At 71.5% G+C, this 20,723-nt stretch carries 17 protein-coding genes; 10 read left to right on the forward strand and 7 right to left on the reverse strand.

The window, feature by feature from the left end; all coding sequences use genetic code 11:
* Positions 1–182: 182 nt before the first annotated feature.
* From ACIOKD_RS37120 to ACIOKD_RS37140, 5 genes are all read left to right on the forward strand, one after another.
* A complete protein-coding gene (locus ACIOKD_RS37120) occupies positions 183–1,367 on the forward strand; it encodes an ROK family protein (protein ID WP_402092485.1) in 1,185 nt (394 codons plus the stop codon).
* 109 nt (positions 1,368–1,476) lie between these two features.
* On the forward strand, positions 1,477–3,306 hold the full coding sequence (locus tag ACIOKD_RS37125) for an alpha-galactosidase D (RefSeq protein WP_402092486.1): 1,830 nt from the start codon (positions 1,477–1,479) through the stop codon (positions 3,304–3,306).
* Positions 3,307–3,385: 79 nt separating this feature from the next.
* Positions 3,386–5,761 (forward strand): glycosyl hydrolase family 95 catalytic domain-containing protein, encoded by a 2,376-nt coding sequence (locus tag ACIOKD_RS37130; protein ID WP_402092488.1) that lies wholly within the window; start codon positions 3,386–3,388, stop codon positions 5,759–5,761.
* Positions 5,758–7,107 (forward strand): SGNH/GDSL hydrolase family protein, encoded by a 1,350-nt coding sequence (locus tag ACIOKD_RS37135; RefSeq protein ID WP_402092489.1) that lies wholly within the window; start codon positions 5,758–5,760, stop codon positions 7,105–7,107. Before ACIOKD_RS37130 ends, ACIOKD_RS37135 begins: the two co-directional genes overlap by 4 nt.
* A gap of 64 nt (positions 7,108–7,171) precedes the next feature.
* On the forward strand, positions 7,172–8,035 hold the full coding sequence (locus ACIOKD_RS37140) for a universal stress protein (protein ID WP_402092491.1): 864 nt from the start codon (positions 7,172–7,174) through the stop codon (positions 8,033–8,035).
* Here ACIOKD_RS37140 and ACIOKD_RS37145 read toward each other — a convergent pair.
* Positions 7,996–9,318, reverse strand: coding sequence for a DUF4032 domain-containing protein (locus ACIOKD_RS37145; RefSeq protein ID WP_402092492.1), 1,323 nt, complete (start codon positions 9,316–9,318; stop codon positions 7,996–7,998). The genes ACIOKD_RS37140 and ACIOKD_RS37145 overlap by 40 nt on opposite strands.
* A 340-nt stretch (positions 9,319–9,658) precedes the next feature.
* Between ACIOKD_RS37145 and ACIOKD_RS37150 the strand changes: the two genes are divergently transcribed.
* Positions 9,659–10,192 (forward strand): hypothetical protein, encoded by a 534-nt coding sequence (locus ACIOKD_RS37150; protein WP_402092494.1) that lies wholly within the window; start codon positions 9,659–9,661, stop codon positions 10,190–10,192.
* 30 nt (positions 10,193–10,222) lie between these two features.
* On the opposite strand, the gene ACIOKD_RS37155 is transcribed toward ACIOKD_RS37150, so the two are convergent.
* Positions 10,223–11,164, reverse strand: coding sequence for a LysR family transcriptional regulator ArgP (locus ACIOKD_RS37155; RefSeq protein ID WP_402092496.1), 942 nt, complete (start codon positions 11,162–11,164; stop codon positions 10,223–10,225).
* Positions 11,165–11,231: 67 nt separating this feature from the next.
* Here ACIOKD_RS37155 and ACIOKD_RS37160 point away from each other — a divergent pair, with 67 nt between their 5' ends.
* Positions 11,232–11,861 carry a LysE/ArgO family amino acid transporter gene (locus ACIOKD_RS37160; protein WP_402092498.1) on the forward strand — a complete coding sequence of 210 codons (630 nt, stop codon included), beginning with the start codon at positions 11,232–11,234 and terminating at the stop codon, positions 11,859–11,861.
* Here the strand turns inward: ACIOKD_RS37160 and ACIOKD_RS37165 are convergent.
* Entirely contained in the window at positions 11,848–12,834 is a 987-nt protein-coding gene (locus ACIOKD_RS37165) for a DMT family transporter (RefSeq protein WP_402092499.1), read from the reverse strand. The two genes, ACIOKD_RS37160 and ACIOKD_RS37165, sit on opposite strands and share 14 nt — an antisense overlap.
* A gap of 78 nt (positions 12,835–12,912) precedes the next feature.
* Between ACIOKD_RS37165 and ACIOKD_RS37170 the strand changes: the two genes are divergently transcribed.
* The 3 genes from ACIOKD_RS37170 to ACIOKD_RS37180 all read left to right on the forward strand — a co-directional run bounded on the left by ACIOKD_RS37170 (position 12,913) and on the right by ACIOKD_RS37180 (position 15,604).
* Complete coding sequence (locus ACIOKD_RS37170; protein WP_402092501.1) at positions 12,913–13,494, forward strand: TetR/AcrR family transcriptional regulator; 582 nt, start codon at positions 12,913–12,915, stop codon at positions 13,492–13,494.
* Positions 13,495–13,636: 142 nt separating this feature from the next.
* A complete protein-coding gene (locus ACIOKD_RS37175) occupies positions 13,637–15,022 on the forward strand; it encodes an MFS transporter (RefSeq protein ID WP_402092503.1) in 1,386 nt (461 codons plus the stop codon).
* A 219-nt stretch (positions 15,023–15,241) separates the two neighbouring features.
* A complete protein-coding gene (locus tag ACIOKD_RS37180) occupies positions 15,242–15,604 on the forward strand; it encodes a DUF4180 domain-containing protein (RefSeq protein ID WP_402092505.1) in 363 nt (120 codons plus the stop codon).
* A 115-nt stretch (positions 15,605–15,719) separates the two neighbouring features.
* On the opposite strand, the gene ACIOKD_RS37185 is transcribed toward ACIOKD_RS37180, so the two are convergent.
* From ACIOKD_RS37185 to ACIOKD_RS37200, 4 genes are all read right to left on the reverse strand, one after another.
* Complete coding sequence (locus ACIOKD_RS37185; RefSeq protein ID WP_402092506.1) at positions 15,720–16,622, reverse strand: Gfo/Idh/MocA family protein; 903 nt, start codon at positions 16,620–16,622, stop codon at positions 15,720–15,722.
* Between the two features lie 232 nt (positions 16,623–16,854).
* On the reverse strand, positions 16,855–19,017 hold the full coding sequence (glgB, locus tag ACIOKD_RS37190; RefSeq protein WP_402092514.1) for a 1,4-alpha-glucan branching enzyme: 2,163 nt from the start codon (positions 19,015–19,017) through the stop codon (positions 16,855–16,857).
* Positions 19,018–19,145: 128 nt separating this feature from the next.
* Positions 19,146–20,564: a phosphotransferase gene (locus ACIOKD_RS37195; RefSeq protein WP_402092508.1), complete on the reverse strand. Its 1,419-nt coding sequence runs from the start codon at positions 20,562–20,564 to the stop codon at positions 19,146–19,148.
* A 14-nt stretch (positions 20,565–20,578) separates the two neighbouring features.
* Positions 20,579–20,723: alpha-glucosidase C-terminal domain-containing protein (locus ACIOKD_RS37200; RefSeq protein WP_402092516.1), on the reverse strand; the 145-nt coding region annotated here is incomplete at its 5' end.

The raw sequence follows: 20,723 nt of genomic DNA on the forward strand, positions 1-20,723 counted from the left end.
CATGCCAGCAGGACGCCGACGGCGGACCCGTATCGCGGAGTGGAACAATCATCGCCTTCGTTTCACCGGTAACTCGACGGTTTTAGCGCTTACTTGCAAGCCGGATCACCCCTTGAGGCTCACTTGAAACGATCTTTGTTTCTTTCATTGACGACGGAAAAGAATCAACCTAGGTTCCGGGCATGCGCTCGACTCCTCGCACCGGGGCGTTCCCGGCCCACACACCGGCCGCCGCCCAGATCTTCACCACGGTCCTGTCCCACGGCCCGCTGACCCGCTCCGACATGGCCGGCCGGGTGGGGCTGTCGGCCGCCGCCGTCACCAAGGCGGTCCGGCCCCTGATCGAGGCCGGATACCTGGTGGAGGAGGCCGGGGACGAGGCGCGTCCCACGCTGGGACGGCCCGCCAACGCGGTGCGGGTGGACGGCGGCCGTGCCCTGTTCATCGGCGTCAAGGTGACCGGCGACGAGATCATCGCCGTACTGACGGACCTGTGCTGCCGGATCCGGGTCGCCCGCCACGTGCCCCTGCGGGCCCGTGAACCGCAGCCCGTACTGACCGCCCTCGCCGACCTCGTACAGGAACTCCTCGCGGAGGCCGACGGGTTCGGCGTCCAGGTGCGGGGGATCGGCGTCGCCGTCTCCGGGGACGTGGACCGCGCCGCGGGCGAGGTGCGCCTGTCGCCCTTCCTGGAGTGGCGCGATCTGCCCCTCGCGGAGCTGGTGGAGATGACGACCGGACTGCCGGTGACCGTCGACAACGACGTGCGGGCCCTGACCGTCGCCGAGCAGTGGTTCGGCGCGGGCGTCGGCCTGTCCGACTTCGCCGTGGTCACGGTGGGAGCGGGCATCGGCTGCGGCCTGGTCGTGCACGGCAAGGTCGTCTCGGGAGCGCACGGCGTGGCCGGCGAGATCGGGCATGTGGTCATCGACCCCACAGGGCCGCTCTGCCACTGCGGGAACCGGGGCTGCGCGGAGGCGATCGCCGCCGACCCCGCGATCGTCGCCGCGGTACGCGACGCGACCGGCCTCCCCGTGGCCGACGCGGCGCAGGCCGTCGAACTGGCCCGCCGGGGCGACCCCGGCGCACGGGAGGTCTACGCACGGGCCGGTGACGCGATCGGCCGGGCCATCGCGACCGTGGCCAACCTCCTGGGACCCGAACGCGTGATCATCTCCGGTGAGGGCCTGGCGGCGTACGACCTGTTCGCCGAGCAGATCCGCGACGCCTTCGCCGCTTCCGCCTTCGGCACCGCCGCCCGCTGCGACCTGCTGACCCGGCCGTTGCTCTTCGACGAGTGGGCCCGCGGCGCCGCCGCCACCGCGATCCAGTCCTTCATCGGCGGTCCGCCCCACGGCACGGGATGAGCCGCCGCCTCGCACGGCGGAGCCGCACACTCCGTACGCCCCGACGCGGTCGCTGAGCCGCAGCACCACACCCCCGCACAGCCCGACCCCTCACAGGAGGTTCCGACCCATGCGGTCATCCTCGTACGCGCCCACAGCCCCCGCCCGCCGTTCGCTGAGGGCCCTCCTCGTCCTGGCGCTGACCGCCGCGACGGCCGCCGCCCTCCCGTCGGCGCGGGCAGCCACGCCGACCCCCACCTCCACCCCGGCCGCCAGTACCTCGGCCCTCGCGGCCAAGCCGTACATGGGCTGGTCGAGTTGGAGCATGCAGTCCTCGAAGTACCCGGGGCTCAACCCCGACGGCGACTACAGCTACCTCACCGAGAAGAACGTCCTCAAGCAGGCGGACGCCCTGGCGGCCGAGCTCAAGCCGTTCGGCTACGAGTACGTCAACCTCGACGCCGGCTGGTGGATGGACCAGGCATGGAAGCCCGGCTTCGACCGGTACGGCCGCCAGCGGGCGGACCCGGGGCGCTTCCCGCGCGGGATGAAGCCCGTCGCCGACCACATCCACGGCAAGGGCCTCAAGGCGGGCATCTACCTGCCCGTCGGCCTGCAGAAGGAGGCGTACGGCGAGGGCGAGGTCCCGATCTGGAACGCCGGCGACTGTACGACCGCCGACATCGTCCACGACGACCTGCGCACCACCAACGGCTGGGACAGCGCCTACAAGCTCGACTTCTCGAACCCCTGCGCGCAGAAGTACGTCGACTCGCAGGCCCAGCTGTTCGCCGACTGGGGCTACGACTTCCTGAAGCTGGACGGCGTCGGACCGGGTTCCGGCAAGAACGGCGACCAGTACGACAACGTTGCCGACGTCGCCGCCTGGAACAAGGCCATCGCCGCCACCGGCCGGCCCATCCACCTGGAGGTCTCCTGGTCGCTGGACATAGGCAGGGTCGCCGACTGGAAGAAGTACTCCAACGGCTGGCGCATCGACACCGACGTCGAGTGCTACTGCAACACCCTCGTCAGCTGGGAGAACTCGGTCGACGACCGCTGGGACGACCTCCCCGGCTGGACCCGCCACGCGGGCCCCGGCGGCTGGAACGACCTGGACTCCCTGGACGTCGGCAACGGCGCGATGGACGGCCTCACCAAGGCGGAACGCCAGAGCTACGCGACCCTCTGGGCCATCGCCAAATCCCCGCTCTACACCGGTGACGACCTCACCAGGCTCGACTCCTACGGCGTGTCGCTGCTGACCAACCGCGAGGTCATCGCCCTCAACCAGGGCAGCACGCCGCCCGCCCGGCCGGTCACCCCCTCCGACCCGCAGCAGGTGTGGGCCGCCGAGAACGCCGACGGCAGCTACACCGTGGCCCTGTTCAACCTCGCCGACAGGCCCGCCGCCGTCTCCGCCGACTGGGCCGCCCTCGGCTTCACCGGCAAGGCCGCCGTACGGGACCTGTGGAACCGCGAGAACCTCGGCACGCACAAGGACAAGGTGACGCAGGCCCTGCCCGCCCACGGTTCCCGTCTCTTCACCGTGACCCCGCGGGGAACCGCGCTCGCCACGACCGGCTACGAGGCCGAGGCAGCCGCCAACACGCTCGGCGGCAACGCCTCCGTGGCCGACTGCTCCGCCTGCTCGGGCGGCCACAAGGTCGGCAACCTCTACGCCGGCGGCTCACTCCGCTTCAACGACGTCCTCGTGGCCAAGGCCGGTACCTACCAGGTGAAGGTCGCCTACGTCAGCGGTGACCCCCGCTCCGTCGAGGTCTCCGCGAACGGCGACGGTTCGACGCGTCACAAGTTCCCCTCCACCGGGGACTGGGGGACCGCCGAGACCGTCAGCGTGCCCGTCCCCCTCAAGGCCGGCGCCAACACGATCACCTTCGACAGCGGCTCCGGATACGCCCCGGACATCGACCGCATCGACGTACCGAAGCCCTCCTGACCAGTCCTCCAGACAGTCTTCCCGCCAGTCCTTCCGCCCCGTCGTCCTGACCGCCGTTCTCTTCCCCTGGAGCCGCACCGTGGACAAGAGCCGCCCCGCCGAGCCCAGCAGACGAAGACTCCTCTCCCTGACCGCCGCGACCGGCGTCGCCACCGCCCTCGGCGGCCTGCCCGCCTTCACCGCGACCGCCGCACCGCGGCGGCCCACCGATACGGCCTCTCAAAAGGGGAGTCCGCGCGACCGGCTGTGGTGGCAGGCGCCCGCCGACGAGCACTCGATGATCGAGCAGGGCCTGCCCATCGGCAACGGCCGCCTCGGCGCCCTCGCGAGCAACGACCCCGGCCGTGAGCTGCTGCTCATCACCGACGCCACGATGTGGACCGGCGGACTCAACGACACCCTCGACTCCGACGGCCAGTTCCCCTACGACCGCGAGAACTTCGGCTCCTTCACCCTGCTCGGCCGTCTCGCCGTCGACATCCCTGACCACGACCTGTCCGCCGTCTCCGGCTACCGCCGCACGCTGGACCTGGCACAGGGCGTGATCACCACGTCGTACGTCCGCTCCGAAGTCACGTACGAGCGGCAGGTCTTCGCCAGCCGTCCCGACGACGCGATCGTGCTGCACTTCACGCAGAGCGGGGGCGGCCGCTACACCGGCAGCGTCGCCCTGGACGGGACGCACGGAGAGGCCGTCAAGGGCACCTCCTTCGGCGCCGCCTTCCCGAACGGGCTGCGGTACGGGGCGGCCGTGCGGGCGTACGGGTCCGGTGGCAGCGTCCGGGTGAAGGGTGCGCTGATCGAGTTCACCGGGTGCGGGGACCTCACCGTGGTGGTGAGCGGCGGCACCGACTACGCGCCGGACGCCTCCGCCCACTACCGCAATCCGTCCCTCGACCCGGAGAAGCTGGCCCGTACCAAGGTCGACGCCGCGGCGGCCCACCCGGCGGCAACGCTCCTGCGCACCCATGTGGCCGACCACCGGGCACTGTTCGAGCAGATGGACCTCTCGCTCGGCACCTCGTCCGCCGAGCAGCGCTCCCTGGACACCTGGGAGCGGATCAGGGCACGTGCCCGGGACGACGTGCCCGATCCCGAACTGGAGGCCGCCTACCTGCAGTTCGGCCGCTACCTGATGATCTCCGGATCCCGTGGCAGCCTGCCGCTGAACCTCCAGGGACTGTGGCTGGACGGCAACGACCCGGACTGGATGGGCGACTACCACACCGACATCAACATCCAGATGAACTACTGGCTGGCAGACCGGGCAGGCCTGTCGCAGAGCTTCGACGCGCTCACCGACTACTGCCTCGCCCAGTTCCCGTCCTGGCAGAAGCTCACCCATGACCTCTTCAACGACCCGCGCAACCGCTACCGCAACTCCACCGGGAAGGTCGCCGGCTGGGCCGTCGCGTTCTCCACCAACATCCATGGCGGCAACGGCTGGTGGTGGCATCCGGCGGGCAACGCCTGGCTGTGCGCGAGTCTGTGGGAGCACTACGAGTTCACCCGGTCGCGCTCCCACCTGTCCAGGATCTACCCGCTCCTGAAGAGCGCCTGCGAGTTCTGGGAGGCGCGGCTGATCACCACGACACTTCCCGGCACCTCGGAGGAAGTACTCGTCGACGACAGCGACTGGTCGCCCGAGCACGGCCCGCAGGACGCCAAGGGCATCACCTACGCACAGGAACTGGTGTGGGCGCTCTTCGACAACTACCGCACCGCGGCGAAGGAGTTGAAGAAGGACTCCGCCTACGCGGAGACGATCGGCGGCCTCCAGGAGCGGCTGTATCTGCCGAAGGTGAGTGCCAGGACGGGCTGGCTGGAGGAGTGGATGTCCCCCGACAACCTCGGCGAGGCCACCCACCGGCATCTGTCCCCGCTCATCGGTCTCTTCCCCGGCGACCGCATCCGCCCCGACGACTCCACCCCGCCCGAGATCGTCAGGGGCGCGACGGCCCTGCTGACCGCGCGCGGCATGGAGAGCTTCGGCTGGGCGAACGCCTGGCGCGGTCTGTGCTGGGCCCGGCTCAAGAACGCGGAGAACGCCTATCAGCTGATCATCAACAACCTCCGCCCCTCGACCGGTGGCGGCAACGGTTCCGCGCCGAACCTCTTCGACATCTACGAGGTCGACAAGGGCCGCGGCATCTTCCAGATCGACGCCAACTTCGGCACTCCCGCGGCGATGATCGAGATGCTTCTGTACTCCCGCCCGGGGCACCTGGAACTGCTCCCGGCCCTGCCCGACGCATGGGCGAAGTCCGGTTCCGTCACGGGAGTCGGCGCCCGGGGCGGCTTCGTCGTCGACCTGCGCTGGCGTGACGGCAAGCCGACCGAGGCACACATCCGCAGCGTCGGCGGCCGGACGACCACGGTCGCGTACGGCCGCTCGTCCCGCACGGTGACCCTGAAACCCGGCGCCTCCGTCACGCTGCGGGACTTCGCCCGATGACGGCCCCGCTCGCCCGAGCGGGCCGCCTGATGGCACCTCTGGCACTGCTGGTGATCGCAGCCGCCGTCCAGATCACACCCGCGACCGCCGCCCAGGCAGCCCCCGCCGGCCGGCACGACGTGGTCACCTGGGGTGCGAGCGCGGACCGGGTGGGGGACGCCGTCGCCGACCGGAGCTACCGCCTGATCGTGCGCACCAGCGTGGCGGGGGACAACCTGCGCGTCCGGCTCTCCAACGCCTTCGGGGACCGGCCGCTGACCTTCGACAGTGCCTGTGCCGGCCTCCGGCGAACGGGTGCGGAACTGGTGCCGGGCACCAACAAGCGGCTGACCTTCGGCGGCGCTCGCTCGGTCACGATCCCGGCGGGGGCCACCGCGTACAGCGACCCGCTGCCCGGCAAGCTGGCCGCCGCGGCCGACCTCGTCGTCAGCCTGCACACGCAGGCGGCGGGCGGCCCGGCGACCGGCCACGGCATGGCGATGCAGACGTCGTACGCCGCCGACGGCGACCGCACGGGAGAGGACGGGGCGGCCCACTGGACGGAACGCACCGGCTCCTGGTTCTACCTCGACGCGGTCACCGTACGCACGAGCGCCGCCGTCGGCGCGGTAGTCGTGCTCGGGGACTCCATCACGGACGGCTGGCAGTCCAGCGGCGACCTGAACCGCCGCTGGCCCGACTATCTCGCCCGACGACTGGAAGCAACGAACGGGCCCGTCAGGGGAGTCGCCAACGAGGGGGTGTCCGGGAACAAGGTCCTGGCGGACGGCGCCGGACAGAGCGCCCTCAACCGGCTGGACCGTGACGTCCTGTCCCACCCCGGTGTCCGTACCGTGTTCCTCTTCGAGGGTGTCAACGACATCAAGGCGCACACCGGGGTCACGGGCGCCGACCTGGTAGCGGGCTACCGCGAGATCATCGCCCGCGCCCATCAGGCGGGGAAGTGTGTCGTCGGGGCCACCGTCGCGCCCTTCAAGGGGTGGTCCGAGTGGGACGCCGCCGCCGAGTCCGTACGGCAGGAGGTCAATCGATTCATCAGGAGCAGTGGGGAGTTCGACGCGGTCACCGACTTCGACCGCATCCTCCGCAGCCCCTACGACCACGAGCGCGTCCTGCCCGTCTTCGACGGCGGCGACCGGCTGCATCCCAACGACAAGGGGATGCAGGCGATGGCCGACTCGGTCGACCTCGACAGCCTGCGCTGCGACCGGACGTCCAGTCCGCGGTCCGTCGGCGACGCCGCGCACCCGCCGGGAATTCCTGCCGGTGGTGGGGGCCTGGCAGGGCCTGATCACCACGGCCGTCCACCCCTGGCCCGCACCGAACTCGCCCTCCTGGCGGGCTGACGGGAACCGCTCGGCAGGCCCTGGGTAGCGTGGGCACCTCGACCGACGCTACGGAGGCCATCACATGACCCGCCCGATCACCGTGGGAGCAGACGGTACCGCCGAATCCCTGGCCGCCGTGCACTGGGCGGCCAGGGAAGCGGTACGGCGGGACCTTCCGCTGCGCATCGTGCACGCCCGGCCGAAGGCCGACAGCGACGAGCGGACGGCGGACGCCCAGGAGGCGGACGTCCGGGAGGCACTGACGCGGACCGCGGGCGACGTCACCGGACACCACCCCGGCCTGACGGTGACCACCGACCTGCTCGACGGCGTCCCGGTCCAGGCGCTCCTCGTCGCCGGCGCCGAGGCCGAGACACTGGTGCTCGGCTCGCGCGGCCACGGCGCGATCGTCGGCTTCCTGCTCGGTTCCGTCGGCCAGCAGGTCATCGCCGAGTCGACACGGCCCGTCGTCCTCGTACGCGCCACCGACCGGCCCGAGTCGGAGGCGGCGGGCCGCGAGATCGTCGTCGGCCAGCAGGGCGGCCCCGACGACAGCGCCGCCGCCCTGGGGTTCGCCTTCGAGGCGGCGGCGGCACGCGGCGCCGACCTGCGCGTCGTGCGGGCCTGGGCGCTGCCCACCGTCTTCACCTACAGCCCCGGCTCGCTGGCGCTCGCCGACGAGGCCGGCGGCCTGGAACAGTACGAGAGGAAGGCGCTCGCAGAAGCCCTGAGGCCGTGGCTGGAACGGTTCCCCGACGTGAAGGTGACCGAGCACATCGAGATGGGCAGCGCGGGCGAGGTACTGCTCTCCGCGGCGGGCCGGGCCCAGTTGACGGTGGTCGGCCGGCGCGCGCACCGCTCGGCCGTGGGCTCACGGATCGGTTCGGTGGCCCACGCGGTCGTCCATCACGCGCCCTCGCCGGTGGCGGTCGTCCCGCCGGCCTGAGCGTCCGCCCCGCCGCCCGCCGCGGGCGACAGTGTGTCCCGCATCCCGGGCAGGATGTTCGTGACGTAGTCGCGGACGACCGTGTCCAGGTCGATGTCGTGCTGCGCCCGCTCGGACAGGTACCAGCGGTGTTCGAGCAGCTCGTGGTAGAGCTCGGCGGGATCCATGGAGCCGCGCAGGTCGAGCGGTATGGCCCGCACGGTGGGCCGGAAGACGTCCCGGACCCACCGGTGGGCCAGCACCTCGGGCCGGGCGGTGTGGGGGTCCCCCCTGCTCGAACGAAGTGGAGAGCCCGGGGGAGGGTCGCCCGGCGCGTAGTCGTCCTGGGTGGCCATCCAGCTCTCCAGGTCGTTCAGCAGCCGCCGCGCCTGGTTCTCCTCGGTGTCGAGCCCCGTCAGCCGCAGCAGCTGGCGCTGATGGTGGCCGGCGTCGACGACCTTCGGTACGAACGTGACGGTGTCGCCGTTCGAGGAGTGCGCGATCTGCATCTCGGCGACGTCGAAACCGAGTTCGTTCAGGCGCCGGATCCGGCGGTCGATGTAGTGGTGCTTGCCCGCCGGGTACACGGACGTGCGGGTGAGCTCCTGCCACAGCCCGTTGTAGCGCTTGCAGATCTCCATGCCGAACTCGATCGGGTCCACCGAAGGGTGCAGCGCGCCGGAGGCCTCCAGGTCGAGCAGCTCCCCGCTGATGTTGACACGTGCCAGATCGAGGTCGTACTCCCGCTGCCCCGGGCTCAGTTGAGGATGCACCTCGCCGGTCTCGGCGTCGACGAGATACGCGGCGTACGCCCCGGCGTCCCGGCGGAACAGCGTGTTGGACAGCGAGCAGTCGCCCCAGGCGAACCCCGCGAGATGCAGCCGGACCAGCAGCACGGCCAGCGCGTCCATGAGGCGGTGCATGGTGGCGGGCCGCATGGTCGTCTCGAACATCGACCGGTAGGGCATCGAGCCGCCCAGGTGCCGGGTGATGAGGACGGACTCCAGCGGATCGCCCGCTCCGTCGGTGCGGCCCGTGACCACGGCCAGCGGATCCACCGACGGGATGTTCAGCCGGTCCAGACCGCGCAGCAGCTCGTACTCGCGCAGCGCGGGCCGTTCGGCGAGTTCCTTGACCGCCACGATCTCCGCACCGGCGCGTGCGTACCGCACCACGTGCCGCGAGATGCCGCGCGGCAGCGGCACCAGATGGTGCTCGGGCCACTCCTCCAGGGGCAGCTGCCACGGCAGGTCGAGCAGGAGCGCGGGATGCTCCGGGTTGGTGGCGCTGATCTGCAATGCCATCGCTCGCTTGCCCTGCCTCACGGTCGGCCGTCATGTCGCAGGAGCATCTCCGCACCCGGACGGCCCCTTCGTCAACACGACGGTCCGATTTGTCAGCAGGTGGGAGAGGTCCGGCCGTCCGGCACACCGGGCCGGGAGCAGTCCCCGGGCCCGAGGCGCGGGACGTGATGTGCAGCACGTCGGGCGGGTGCCCGGGACGCCTGGGGCGAGGGTTCTGGCTGGGCACGGCTTGATCGGTGATCAAGTAGGGCGAAATCCCCGGCCACCGCCCATTCTGCCCATTTGACACCTCGTCGTCCGCCCGGATAGGAAGCAGCCCTCTGAGGCCGAGAGGTGGACTGTGTACGAGCCGAATGTGGTCGGTGACTGGCAGGAGTACGACGACGGGCATGCCGGCCTGCGCGTTCGCGTTCATGGTCTGGAGAAGGCCGAGCCGCCGCGGGGGCGCGACGACGCGGCCGAGGGCCTGGTCTACTTCCGGTTCCGGGTGACCGTCGAAAACCGTACGACCGTGCACTTCGGCATCCATCTGGAAGACGGCCAACTCGACGTCCGGGCCGGGACCGACGGCGAGAGCGCGTTTCTGGACTGGCGCAACTCCCAGTTCATCGAGGGCTTCGACGTCTACCCGCTGCGCCGGGTCACCTCCGTCCTGTACGCCGCCGCCCCGGAGAGCTGCCTGCCATGGGTCGACATCCAGGTGCAGTTGAAGGTCGACGACGAGTGGACGGAGCGCTACCTGTGGTCGGGCGGCATCGGCCCGCAGGAGTCGGCCGTGGGAGTGGGCGCCCGCACCGACTCCGCGCAGGACAGCCTCGCCGCCCAGGTGACCAGCTACCTGGAGAGGGAAGCGGGGCCCGGCCCGGCCTCCTGAGCCTTTCGACCGGTCACGGCGCCTGGGTGCTCAAGTAGTCGGGCCGCCGTCCAGGGCCTCGGCTGCCTGCGCCGAGACGGCCTCGGCGACGGCCGCCAGTGCCGGGAAGTCGAGTTTCCACTGCTGCCAGAACAGGGGAACGTCGATCCGCCGGTCCGGCGCGAGACGGACGAGCCGCCCCGCGCCGAGCAGGGGCGCCGCCTGCACCTCGGGGACCATGCCCCAGCCCATCCCGGCGGCGACGGCCTCGACGAAGCCCTCAGAGGTCGGCACGAGATGCCGGGCCGCACTCGCGCCGCGACGGCCGTGCGTACCGTCGGGGCCGCCGCCGAGTGTGCGGACGAACGCGTCCTGGAGATCGTCCCGCCGGTCGAAGGCCACCACGGGCGCGGCGGCCACGACCTCCCGCAGCGAAGTGTCTGGCCGGCCGCCGAGCCACCGCGCGGCGAAGGCGGGGCTCGCCGCCGGGACGTAGCGCATCCGCCCCAGGCTGCGGACGGAGCATCCGGTCACCGGCTCCGGTGACGAAGTGACGGCTGCCATCACCAGCCCCTCGCGCAGCAGCGCGGCCGTGTGGTCCTCGTCCTCGCGGTGCAGCTCGTAGCAGACGGGCAACTCCGCGGGTACGCGCGAGAGCGCGGGGAGGAACCAGGTCGCCAGCGAGTCGGCGTTCACCGCGATCGACAACCGGGTCGGCTCGTCGGCGCCGGACATGCCCAGTTCGGCACGCGTGTCGCGCTCCAGCCGGGCCAGTTGCCGTGCGAAGCGCACGACGGCCTCACCGGACTCGGTCGCCCGGACCGGCTTCGTACGCATCAGCAGCACGCGCCCCGTGCGCTGTTCGAGGGCCTTGACCCGCTGGCTCACCGCGGACGGAGTCACATGGAGTACGGCGGCCGCGGCGTCGAAAGTGCCCTCGTCCACTACCGTCAGCAGGGTCCGCACCTGGTCCAGGGGAAGGTCTGTCATCACAAAAGCTAAGGATACGTAAGAATCTTTAGCTGTACTTTTCCTGGGTCGGCTTCCTAGCGTGGACGGTGTGAACAGCGCTCTGACCGCCACGGCCGCCGGGTTCGGCACCGGCCTCTCCCTGATCGTCGCCATCGGCGCCCAGAACGCCTTCGTCCTGCGCCAGGGCGTCCGCCGGGAGGCGGTACTCGCCGTGGTCGCCATCTGCGCCCTCTCCGACGCGGCGCTCATCACGCTGGGCGTCGGCGGCGTCGGCGCGGTGGTGGTGGCCTGGCCCCCGGTACTCACCGCGGTCGGGCTGATCGGCGGCCTCTTCCTGATCGGATACGGCTGCCTCGCCGCGCGACGGGTCCTGAAACCCTCGGCGCTGACGGTGGCTGACGGGTCGGCGGGGTCGGTCGGGGCGGCGGACTCGCGGCGCCGGGCCGTGCTCACCTGTCTGGCGATGACCTGGCTGAACCCGCACGTCTACCTGGACACCGTGTTCCTGCTCGGTTCCATAGCGGCCGACCGCGGGCCCTGGCGCTGGACGTTCGGCCTCGGCGCGGTGATCGCCAGCCTGGTCTGGTTCGCGGCCCTCGGCTTCGGCGCCCGGCTGCTCAGCCCCCTCCTGGCCCGGCCGTCGGCCTGGCGGGTACTGGACGCTCTGATCGCCGCGACGATGATCGTGCTCGGCGCCACGCTGATCACCGGGGTGTGAGGGGGCCGGTAACCGCGGGCCGTGGACGACCGCCCCTCGCGTGCGGACCACCCCGGTCGTTGCGGTCACTCCGGTCGTTCCTCCGGTCACCACGGTCACCACGGTCACCACGGTCACCGCGGTGCACGACGGCGACGGCCAACAGGCCGAGTCCGAGTCCCGCCGCCGTCTGCGCGCCGAAGGGTTCGCCGAACATCAGCGCGCCCCACACGGCCGTGACGGGGGCCATCAGGAACATGAGCGTGTTGACCTTGGTCACCCCGGAGCGCCGCAGGATCAGCCAGTACAGCCCGTAGCCGCCGAACGTGGAGAGCGTCACGAGCCACACCACCGCGGTCCAGAAGGAGCCGTCCGCCGGGGGCGTCAGGCCGCCGCCGAGGGCGGCCAGCGCCGTGAAGACGACGGCACTGGTGACGGCGTGCACCGTCATCGACACCATCGGCGGGACGTCCGCGCGGGACCTCCGGTCCAGGAACGTCGCCGCGACCATGCTGAGCATGCCGAGGAACGGCACGAGATACGCCCACCACGCGACGCCGGTGGCGGCGCCCGCGTCGGCCGTGGTGACGACGGCGACCCCGGCCACGCCCGTCCCGAGACCGAGCCACTGCGTACGCGACACCGCCAAGCCCAGCAGCGGCCCGGCCAGCGCTCCGGCCACCAGCGGCTGCGTACCGTCTATGAGGGCGGTCGTCCCGCTGGAGACACCCAGCTCTATCGCGTAGTACACGGTCAGCAGATAGCCGCTCTGCGACAGCAGTCCGACGCCGGCCTGCCGGAACAGGTCACGGGGTCCGAGGCCGCGCCAGGAGGAGCGGGCGGCGGTCAGGGCGACCAGGCCGAGGACGAGAGCCAGTGGCAGGAAGCGCCACATGAGGAGCGTGACCGTCGAGGCGCTGCCCGACCCGAGCTTCGCCCCGATGAAGCCGGAGCTCCAGGCGCCGACGAACGCGATCGACAGAAGGATGTTCACGGAACCGCACACCTCCAAAAGTAGACCGATCTGTATACACGTTTCGGTCGAGTATACAGATCGGTCTACAATGGTGGGATGAGCAGCACGGACACGCCCCGTCGAGTACCGATGACCCCCGCCGCCCGTCGCGCCCTGGCCGCGGCCGGGCGACTGTTCTACGAGCGGGGGATCCACGCCGTCGGCGTCGATCTGATCGCCGCCGAGGCCGGCGTCACGAAGAAGACGCTCTACGACCGGTTCGGCTCCAAGGAGCAGATCGTCGTCGAGTACCTCGCGGACCGCGACGAGCGCTGGCGCATGTGCCTCGCCGCCCGCCTCGACGCCTGCGAGTCGCCGCGCGACAGTGTCCTGACCGTGTTCGACGTGTCGCGCGAGTGGATGGACGCGAACAGCCCCAGGGGCTGCGGCATGGTCAACGCCCATGCGGAGATCGACGACCCGTCCCACCCGGCGTACGGGATCATCACCGGCCAGAAGCTGTGGATGCTCACCCTGTTCACCGATCTCGTACGCCCGCTCGCGCCCGACTCGGCCGACTCGCTGGGCCGGAGCCTGATGCTGCTCCACGAGGGCGCGCTCGTCGCCTTCGGCCTGCGCATCTTCCCCGGAGCGCTGGAGCACGCCCGCGAGCAGGCGGCGGTCCTCCTGACCCGCTGACCCGCTGGCCGGATGGCCCGCTGACCGGTCGGCTGTCCACGGACCGACCCGCCGCGCGCGGACCGCTCCGCATCGGCGATAGTGAACCCCTGATCGAAAGATGTACCCAGCAATCAAGCGGGCAGAGCGATACAGGATGGTTGTGGACACCAGCAGGAGCAGTGCGGACGACAGCGCGGAGCGGCACACCGAGGACGCCGGACCCGTGGTCGCGCCCGACCCGAAGGGCCCCACGGAGGGGAACGGCTCGACGGAGCGGAACGGCCCGGCGAACGGACCCCGAAGCGGATGGCGCCGCTGGGCCATGGACACCCGGCCGCTGCGCCGCCCCGCCTACCGCCGCCTGTGGTCCTCGACCATCGTCACCGCCGTGGGCAGCCAGCTCACCGCCGTCGCCGTACCCAAGCAGATCTACGACATCACCGGATCCTCGGCCTGGGTCGGCTACGCGAGCTTCGCGGGACTGCTGCCCCTCGTGGTCTTCGCGCTCTGGGGCGGCGCGATCGCGGACACCGTGGACCGGCGCAAGCTCCTCCTCGTCACCAACATCGGCATCGCCGTCACGTCCCTGCTGTTCTGGGTCCAGGCCGTCACCGGACTCGGCTCGGTGGCCGTCCTGATGGTGCTGCTCGCCGTCCAGCAGGCGTTCTTCGGCCTCAACTCCCCGGCCCGCCAGGCCTCGATCGCCCGGCTCGTACCGAAGGAGGAGCTGGCCGCGGCGAACGCGCTCGGCTCGACCGTCATGCAGACCGGCCTGGTCGCGGGACCGCTGCTCGCCGGAGCGCTCATACCCGTCGTGGGCCTCGCCGAGCTCTACCTGATCGACGCCGTGGCCCTGTGCGCCACGGTGTGGGCCGTGTACCGGCTGCCCGCGCTGCCGCCCCTGGCCACCGCCACGGCGGCGGTCGGCCGGGCGGGGCTGAAGGGCATCGCGGAGGGCTTCCGCTACATCTCGCTCAACCAGATCCTGCTGCTGTCCTTCCTCGCCGACATCATCGCGATGGTGTTCGGCATGCCGCGCGCGCTCTTTCCCCAACTCGCCTCGCAGACGTACGCACCGTACGGCGAGGGCCTGGCGCTCGGACTGCTCTTCGCGGCGGTCCCCATCGGCGCGGTGCTCGGCGGACTCATGTCGGGCACCTTCTCGCGGGCGCGCCGGCACGGCCTCATGGTCATCGTCGCGGTGGTCGCCTGGGGAGTGGCCGTCACCGGGTTCGGACTGAGCGCCAACCTCTGGGTGGCCGTGGCGTTCCTCGCCGCCGCCGGAGTCGCCGACATGGTCTCCATGGTCTTCCGCGGCGCCATCCTCCTCTCGGCGGTCACCGACGAACTCCGCGGCCGGATGCAGGGCGTCTTCACGGTCGTCGTCGCGGGCGGCCCGCGACTGGCCGACGTGCTGCACGGCACGGCGGGGTCCGCGGTGGGAGCCCGTACGGCGGTCGCGGGCGGTGGTGTGCTGGTCGTCGTCTCCATGCTGGTACTGGCGGCCACGATGCCGGCGCTGCGCCGCTACAGCGCGAGCGCCTGAGCCACCGAAGAATCGCGTCGCCCCCGTGCGCGAGGCCGACTAGTGCCGCGGCAGGCAACGTTTGCCCGTTGAGGAGCGGCGTCCGGTGCGTGCTCTCGGTGTGCCGGCCGGAAGCCCTCGTACTGGACGTACTTGGGCTTTCGGCCGGTGCAGCGAGAGGGCGTGCCGGGCGTCGCGACGGGGCGAATGTTGCCTGTCGCGGCACTAGCCTCGCCGTTCATGAACACCTTGCGGACGATCCATGACGTGCCCGTCTTCCTGTGCGCCGCCGAAGGCGAGCCGATCGGCGGCGAACGGGACGCCCTGGACGTCATCGGCGAGGCCTCCTACCAGGGCGCGCGGTGGGCCGTCGTCCCCGCCGGGCGGCTGGACGAGACGTTCTTCCGGCTCAGCACGCGCGTAGCCGGGGACATCGTCCAGAAGTTCGCCAACTACCGTCTCGGGCTCGTGGTCCTCGGGGACATCTCCCGTTATACGGCGGACAGTTCCGCGCTGCGCGACTTCGTGCGGGAGTGCAACCGCGGGCGGCAGACGTGGTTCGTCGCCGACGCTGACGAGCTGGACGAGCGGTTGCGGGGCTGAAGACGTGAGCCCCCAGCGCCCCGGACCTGCAGCCTCCGCGCCCCCAACCACTCCGCCCCCAACCGCTCCGCCTTCAGCCCTCTGAGCCCCCTGAGCCCCCTGAGCCCCCTGAGCCTCAGTCCTCGATGCTCGCCGCGGCCTGCGCGATCAGCTCCTGCAGATACAGACCGCGGCGGGCGCTCAGCTCGCCGGACACTCCGGTGCGCACCGCCGAGGCGAAGGCCTGGCGCAGTACCGGCCAGCACTCGTCGTGGTCGAGGTCCGCGTTGTCGTACACGAGCCCGGGCCGGGGGCCGAAGAGCTCGACCCGCATGATCCCGGGCTGCACGGCGACCGACCCGGACAGTGAGGCCTGGCTGACCGCGCCGCTCTCGTGCTCGCAGGTCAACTCCACCCAGCGGCGGGGATCTCCCGCGCCGCGGACCCGCAGGATCGGCCCCATCGAGGCGTCCAGCAGGTCCAGGATGTGGGGCCCGAGATCCAGCAGCGCGCCGTGCTCAAGACGCCAGGGCGTCGCGAAGTCGCCGCCGAGGAAGGCTCCGCTCAGACAGGCCGAACGGGCGCCCGCCACCTCGATGTCCCGCGCGGCCCGCAGGAACTCCTGCGCGACGGGGTGATAGCGGTTGGTCAGGACCACCTGCGAGACGACCCCGGCCTCGTCGATCGCGTCGACGAGCCGCCGCGCGGACGGCACGTCCAGCCCGATCGGCTTCTCCAACAGCAGGGCCTTGCCCGCCTTGGCCGCACGTCCGGCCAGGTCCGCCTGGATGTCCGGCGGCACCGCGAAGGCCACCGCCTCGCACCGGTCGAGCAGCTCCTCGAAACGCGCCACCGCGACGGCCCCGTACGGCTCGGCGGTCTCCTGTGCCGCCTCGGGGCGCCGCGCCCACACCGCCGTCAGCTCCGTCTCGGGTCCGGCGGCGAGCACGGGCGCGTGCACTCCGCGCGCCCAGGGGCCGGCGCCGACCAGGCCGACCTTGACGGGGGAGTGGGGCCAGGAGGAGACGATGTCGGCCACGGGAGTCCAATCTGCGCTGCGGGATCACTGCCGGGAAGCGGCGACCGTAGCAACGAACAGCCTGGCCGAGACGTGCCCCCGGCGGGCTCGGAGGGTTCGTCCGCGGGCCCGGTGGGGGCTGATCGCGCAGTTCCCCGCGCCCCTGGAAGTCGGGGCTGCGCCCCGACACTTTCAGCCCCTGCGGCGTCTGAGGAGCGGGGGTTCGGGGGCGGAGCCCCTGAGCAGGTCGGCCCTACGCCGGCCGCAGCCACACCGTCGCCAGGGGCGGCAGTGTGAGCCGCACGCTTGCCGCCCACCCCTGGCACCCCTCCCCGTCGGCCTGCACCACACCGTCCTGGGTGACGTCACCGCCGCCGAAGCACAGCGCGTCGGTGTTCAGGACCTCCCGCCAGGCAGGCACGTCGTCGGGCACCCCGAGCCGGTACTCGTGCCGTACCACCGGTGAGAAGTTGGAGACCGCGAGCAGCGGCGCCCCGTCCGCCCCGAAGCGCAGGAACGCGAAGACGTTGTCCTCCGCCGCGCCTCCGGCGACCCACGCGAACCCGGCGGCATCGGTGTCCCGCTCCCAGAGAGCGCCGGACGCCCGGTACTGACGGTTCAGCTCGCGGACGAGATCACGCACTCCCCGGTGATCCGCCTCCGCGCCGTACGCCGGATCCAGCAGCCCCCAGTCGGGGCCGTGCGCCTCGGACCACTCGGCGCCCTGCGCGAACTCCTGTCCCATGAAGAGGAGTTGCTTGCCGGGGTGGGCCCACATGAAGCCCAGATAGGCGCGGTGGGTGGCGCGCCGCTGCCACCAGTCGCCCGGCATCTTCGACACCAGCGCCTGCTTGCCGTGGACGACCTCGTCGTGCGAGATGGGCAGGACGTAGTTCTCGCTGTACGCGTACACCATCGAGAACGTCATCTCGTCGTGGTGGTACCTGCGGTGCACGGGCTCGTGCTTGATGTACTCCAGCGAGTCGTGCATCCAGCCCATGTTCCACTTCAGCCCGAAGCCGAGGCCGCCGTCGGTGGTGGGCCGGGTCACACCGTTCCAGGCGGTCGACTCCTCGGCGATGGTCACGATCCCCGGCACCCGTCGGTACAGCGTCGCGTTCATCTCCTGGAGGAACGCCATCGCGTCGAGGTCCTCCCGGCCGCCGAAGACGTTCGGCGTCCACTGACCGGAGTCCCGGGAGTAGTCGAGGTAGAGCATCGAGGCGACCGCGTCGACGCGCAGCCCGTCGATGTGGAACTCCTCGCACCAGTACACGGCGTTGGCGACGAGGAAGTTGCGCACCTCCACGCGGCCGTAGTCGAACTCGTACGTGCCCCAGTCCGGGTGTTCGGCCCGCCGGTCGTCCCCGGGCTCGTAGAGCGGCTCGCCGTCGAAGCGGCCCAGCGCCCAGTCGTCCTTCGGGAAGTGCGCGGGCACCCAGTCCATGATCACGCCGATGCCGGCCCGGTGCAGCGCGTCGACGAGGTACCTGAAGTCGTCGGGGGTGCCCAGTCGGGACGTGGGGGCGTAGAAGCCGGTGACCTGGTAGCCCCACGAGCCGCCGAAGGGATGCTCGGCGACCGGCATCAGCTCGACATGGGTGAAACCGAGGTCGTTGACGTACGCGGGCAGCTCCGCCGCCAGCTGACGGTACGTCAGGCCTGGTCGCCAGGACGCGAGATGGACCTCGTACACGGAGAACGGCGCCTCGTGCACCGGCGTGTCGCCGCGGTGGGCCAGCCACTGCGCGTCGCCCCACTCGTAGTGCGAGGCCGTGACGACGGACGCCGTGTCGGGGGGCACCTCGGCGCGGCGGGCCATCGGGTCCGCCTTGAGGAACCGGTGGCCGTGCCGGGACGTGATCTCGAACTTGTACCGGGCGCCCTCGCCGACACCGGGCAGGAACAGTTCCCACACCCCGGCCGCGCCGAGCGAGCGCATCGGGAACTGCGTGCCGTCCCAGAACGTGAAGTCCCCGGCGACCCGCACCCCTCGGGCGTTCGGCGCCCACACCGTGAAGCGGGTGCCCGCCACACCCTGGTGCTCCATCGGCTCGGCCCCGAGCGCCCGCCACAACTGCTCGTGCCGGCCCTCGCGGACGAGGTGCAGATCCAGCTCGCCGAGCGCGGGCAGGAAACGGTACGGGTCCTCCACCTCCAGCTCGACACCGCCCGCGTATCCGACCACCAACGTGTACTCGGGAACCGCGTCGAGCGGCAGCACCCCGGAGAAGAGGCCGCCGCCCTCGCTGTCCAGCAGCATCCGCAGTCCGTCCGGCAGGGCCACCGCCACGGACTCGGCGAACGGCCGCAGCGCACGGACGACGACACCGTCCGCCACCGGATGCGCCCCGAGCAGCGCGTGCGGATCGTGATGGGTTCCCGACAGCAGCCGCTCCCGGTCCGCCTCCTCCATCGAGGACACCGGCGGTCGCCCGCCGGGTCCCCCCGGCCCCGGCTCGGAAAAACCGGCCTCGACGGGCCGGACGTCCTCGGACGGCGGCGGGGTCAGGGGTACGGGGATATCGCGGGCTGCCACGGTTTTCAGCCTCCTTGAGTGCTGTGGAAAGAGTGGAAGGACGGGACCGGCGCGTGCGGAGCGCCGGAGGGGGCCGGGGCGTGCTCGGCGAGCCGGGCGATCGCCGCCATCGGCACGGGCAGCCAGTCCGGCCGGTGCCGTGCCTCGTACAGGGCCTCGTACACGGCCCGGTCGGTCTCGTGCGCCCGCAGCAACGCGCGCTGCGCACGGGGGTCCCATCGTGCCTGTACGGCGTATCCCGCGCAGTAGGCGTCACGGCAGCGACGGGCCCACTCCGGACGCCACGGGTGGCGGCTGCGGGCGGCGTAGTCGAAGGACCGCAGCATGCCAGCGACATCGCGTACGGGGGACTGCGGCTGCCGGCGTTCGGCGATGGGACGGGCCGGTTCGCCCTCGAAGTCGATGACGGACCAGCGCTCCCCGGCCCACAGCACCTGACCGAGGTGCAGATCGCCGTGGATCCGCTGCACCGGACGGCCCGAGTCGAGGGCGGCGAGCTCGTCGAAGGCGCCCCGCAGCCCGTCCACGTAGGGCAGCAGCTCCGGCACCGAACGGCTCGTCGTGTCCAGGCGTTCGATCATCGCGGCCGCGAGCCGTCTGCTCCCGTCCCCGGTCGGCGCACCGAGGGCGAACGCCGCGGCCAGCGCGAGATGCACCTCGGCGGTCGCGCGCCCCAGTTCGTACGCCTCTTCCCGGAAGTCCCGTCCCGCGGTGAGCGATGCGAGCGCCAGGGTCCATCCGTCGACGGCGTCCGGCAGGAACGGCTGCAGCACACCGAGCGTCGCAGGCTGCGGCTCCGAGGTACGGAACCACGCCACGGGGGCCGGTACCCGGGTGCACCCCTGGCGGCCCAGGGCCCAGGGCACCTCCAGGTCCGGATTGATGCCGGGCCGGACACGCCGGAAAATCTTGAGAATGTACGCGTTCCCGTACACCAGGCTGGTGTTGGACTGCTCGGCGTCGAGAAGGCGCGGTGTCAGACCGGCCGGGACGGCCACCTTCACGTCACGCTCGAACCGCAGCGGGCCCGCCGTTCCCGGTGTGCGCAGCCGCTCCAGGAGGAGGTCGGCCGACCGCGGTTCCTGCAGGGCGTCGTACACCGTCAGGCCGGCCAGCGGCCCTTGGCTCGCGCGCCCGATACGTGCGTGGGCCAGCCGCGGCGGCAGAGCCTCCCCGACACCGAGGAGCAACTGATAGCAGTCCCCGGGCCGGGACGGGGAGGAGCCGTCCCCGGTGCTGACCAGGAGGTGCAGGCACGCCGGATGCAGCTCGGTCACCGAGAGCAGGGAGAGGTCCGTGACCCGCCGGCCCTTGCCCGCGAACCACCGCTGCTCGGGCAGCCACGCCTCAAGCAGATCGGCGAGCGATGTCAGCAGGTGGGACGGACTGTGGCCGCTGGGGCGGGGTGCTACGACCTTGCGCATGTCGACCCGTCCTTTCAGGAGCACACCGTCAATCGGCGTTTGGTGGCGATCGGGGTGTCGTCCTTGCGGAGGCGGAACCAGTAGAAGCCGTGGCCGGCGAGGGTGAGGAGGTAGGGGAGTTCGCCGATGGCGGGGAAGCGGACGCCGCCGATGAGTTCG

It is taken from the genome of Streptomyces sp. NPDC087844, from assembly GCF_044742785.1.
Lineage (GTDB): Bacteria > Actinomycetota > Actinomycetes > Streptomycetales > Streptomycetaceae > Streptomyces.